The sequence below is a fragment of the Caballeronia calidae genome, assembly GCF_900044055.2.
Taxonomy (GTDB): domain Bacteria; phylum Pseudomonadota; class Gammaproteobacteria; order Burkholderiales; family Burkholderiaceae; genus Caballeronia; species Caballeronia calidae.
This window is the reverse complement of record NZ_FCOX02000308.1, coordinates 1-920: the sequence shown is the minus strand read 5'-3', so window position 1 is coordinate 920 and position 920 is coordinate 1. Positions and strand designations below refer to the sequence as shown.

At 63.7% G+C, this 920-nt stretch carries 1 protein-coding gene; it reads left to right on the top strand.

The genetic code is table 11. From position 1 onward, the window contains the following. On the top strand, positions 1-920 hold a 920-nt coding region (locus AWB78_RS42805), incomplete at both ends, for an ATP-dependent metallopeptidase FtsH/Yme1/Tma family protein (protein WP_374729535.1).

The following is a 920-nucleotide window of genomic DNA, read 5'->3' as shown; positions in this document are numbered from 1 at the left end:
GCGACGAACCGTTCCGACGTGCTGGATAAAGCGCTGCTGCGTCCGGGTCGTTTCGACCGCCAGGTCTATGTCGGTCTGCCGGATATCCGCGGCCGCGAACACATCATGAAGGTGCACCTGCGCAAGGTGCCGATCGCGAACGACGTGGACGCATCGGTCATCGCGCGCGGCACGCCGGGCTTCTCGGGCGCGGATCTCGCGAACCTCGTGAACGAAGCCGCGCTGTTCGCGGCGCGCCGCGGCAAGCGCATCGTCGAGATGCAGGATTTCGAGGACGCGAAGGACAAGATCTTCATGGGTCCGGAGCGCAAGTCGGCTGTCATGCGCGAGGAAGAGCGCCGCAATACGGCGTACCACGAGTCCGGTCACGCGGTGGTCGCGAAGCTGCTTCCGCATGCCGACCCGGTCCACAAGGTCACGATCATGCCGCGCGGCTGGGCGCTGGGCGTCACCTGGCAGTTGCCGGAGCATGACCGCGTGAACCTGTATCGCGACAAGATGCTGGAAGAAATCGCCATCCTGTTCGGTGGCCGCGCAGCCGAAGAAGTGTTCCTCAACTCGATGTCGACGGGCGCTTCGAACGACTTCGAGCGCGCGACCAAGATGGCGCGCGACATGGTCACGCGCTACGGCATGTCGGATGTCCTCGGCACGATGGTCTACGTCGATACCGAAGAAAACGGCATGTTCGGCAAGATGGGCGCGAAGTCGGTGTCCGAAGCCACGCAGCAAAAGGTCGATGCGGAAATCCGCCGCATCCTCGACGAGCAATACGCGCTCGCCCGCAAGCTGCTGGAAGACAACCGCGACAAGGTCGAGGCAATGACCAAGGCGCTGCTCGAATGGGAAACCATCGACGCGGACCAGATAGGCGACATCATGTCGGATCGTCCGCCGCGTCCGCCGAAGAACATGCCGCC